The 2,310-nt window shown below is 62.3% G+C and carries 1 pseudogene; it reads left to right on the forward strand.

The features are described 5' to 3' along the window. A pseudogene (locus ABZV40_RS46385) lies at nucleotides 1–2,310 on the forward strand (hypothetical protein); the annotation flags it as partial.

Below are 2,310 nucleotides of genomic sequence, written 5' to 3' on the forward strand. Positions count from 1 at the left end.
TGATCGTCAGGTGGCGTCGTGGTGTCGACGGGAAGGATTTCCTGGCCGACTACATCAAACACATCCTGACCCCGGTCATGTACGCGAAATTCATTATCCGCGACAGAACGAGTGGCCTGAAGTCCCACAGGGCTCGGGAGGTGCTCTCGCGGTGGGCGAAAGGCCTGAACGGCCTCTCACGGTGGGACGCAGGCCTGTACCGCCAGAACGAAAAAAGCGATTCCCCGCTCACCGTTCCGGATGTTGTCGAGTTGTCCGGTAAAACCCCCGATGGCACGTCCCCTGATGACAAGAAACCCCTGATTAGTAGGAGCGCGGTCAAGAGATGGTGGACCGAGACCGATCCGGTGGTGTTGTCGGAGGACCAGGAGAGGTTGATCGTCAAGTGGCGTCGTGGTGTCGGCGAGAAGGATTTCCTGGTCGACTACATCAAATCCATCCTGGACCCGGACATGTTCGCGAAATTCATTCTCCGCAACGGAGCCGGTCCCCTGAAGTCCCCGGTGGCTTGGGCCGTGGTGTGTCGGTGGGCAGCAGGCTTGAACGGCCTCCTGCGGCATCAGGCGGGCCTGGTCGGCAAGAATGGCACCGACGCATTCCGGCTCACCATGGCGGATGTTGCCAGGTTGTCCGGAATGACCTCCGGCAAGAAACCGCTGATTGGTGAAATCTCGGTCAATGGTTTGTGGGATAGGGCTGATCCGGTGTCGTTGTCGGACGAGGAGGAGGAGTCGATCGCCGGGTGGCGTCGCGGTGACAACAAGTCGGACACCCTGGTGAAGCACATCGAAAAAATCCTGGGCGAGGTCAGGTTCGCGGTATTCACGCTCCGCGACGAGGACGGTGTTCTGAAGTCGCGGGTGGCCCGGGACGTGGTCTGGCGGTGGGCGGCACGCCTGAACGGCAAGCACGACACCGACGGATCCCGGTTCACCGCACCGGTTGTCGCCGCGTTGTCCGGCACAACCTCCGACGGCAAAGCACTGATCAGCGAGGACACGGTAGACACAACGTGGAGTGCGGACCCGGTGCGGTTGTCGGAGAAAGAGGAGGGGTCGATTCTCGGGTGGCGCCCCCGTCCCGGCGAGGCACAGACCCTGGTCGGGCACATCGAAAAACTTCTGGGCGAGGTCAGGTTCGCGGTATTCAGGCTCCGCAATATAAAATTGAAGCATGCCCTGAATTCCTGGGTGGCACGGGACGTGGTCTGGCGGTGGGCGGCAGGCATGAACGGCGAGAACGACAAGGGAGGATCTCCGCTCACCCAACTGGCTGTCGCCGAGTTGTCCGGCAAAACCCCCTCCGACGCCAGAACACTGATCAGTGAGAATGCGGTCAAGAAGTCGTGGATTCGGGCTGATCCGGTGCGGTTGTCGGAGAAAGAGGAGGAGTCGATCGCCGGGTGGCGTCCTGGTGACGGCGGGAAGGATTTCCTGGTCGACTACATCAAATCCATCCTGGACCCGGTCATGTTCGCGAAATTCATTATCCGCGACAGAACGGGTGGCCTGAGGTCCGGCATGGCCCGGAAGGTGGTCTGGCGGTGGGCGGCAGGCATGAACGGCGAGAACGACCACAAGGGATCTCCGCTCACCCAACTGGCTGTCGCCGAGTTGTCCGGCAACCTCCCCTCCGATGAGGGAACACTGGTCAGACAATCCATGATCCGCAGATTGTGGAGGGGGTTGAAGGAGCGTGAGGTCGGTGGCGATGAGGTCGGTGGCGGTGAGGTCGGTGGCGGTGAGGTCGGTGCTGATAGCGGTGACCGGTCGGCGTTGCCGGGAGGTGAGCTTGTACTCCGTCCGGCATCTGCGCCGCTGGGGGGCGAGGGGTCTGTGAGCTGGTCTGGGCAGCCTCAGGCGCTGGTGTTCCCGGCGGGAACGTATGGTGGTTCTTCTGGATCAGACCAGCTGATGAGCGACGTCGTCGGGCTACGTGAGCCTGGCGCGGATCCCGGTATGGATCTCGGGCCAGACGGGCAGGGTGTGGGCGCTTTCTTCTCCGCGCCGGGTGGCGGTGTGGGTGGCGGAGTCTTCCCCGGTAACGGGTCAATCGACGATGGCTTGTTCGACGATGGCTTGTTCGACGGTGGCTTGATGAGCGGTTATGTGGCTGGTGGTGGTCTGGTTGGGGAGGGTGTCGGGATGGAGGGGGTTGGGGGTGGGGATGCAACAACGTCGTTCGGTGGGAATGCCGGGTTTGATGTGTTGGCTGTTGGCGGTTCTGGGGAGGTTGTTGCATCGTCGGGCCAGGGCTTCCTGCTGGGGCCGGGGTGGGGCACGGTCGTCGATCCTCTGCCTTTCTCCGGGT

It is taken from the genome of Lentzea sp. NPDC004782 (genome assembly GCF_040609115.1).
GTDB lineage: Bacteria > Actinomycetota > Actinomycetes > Mycobacteriales > Pseudonocardiaceae > Lentzea.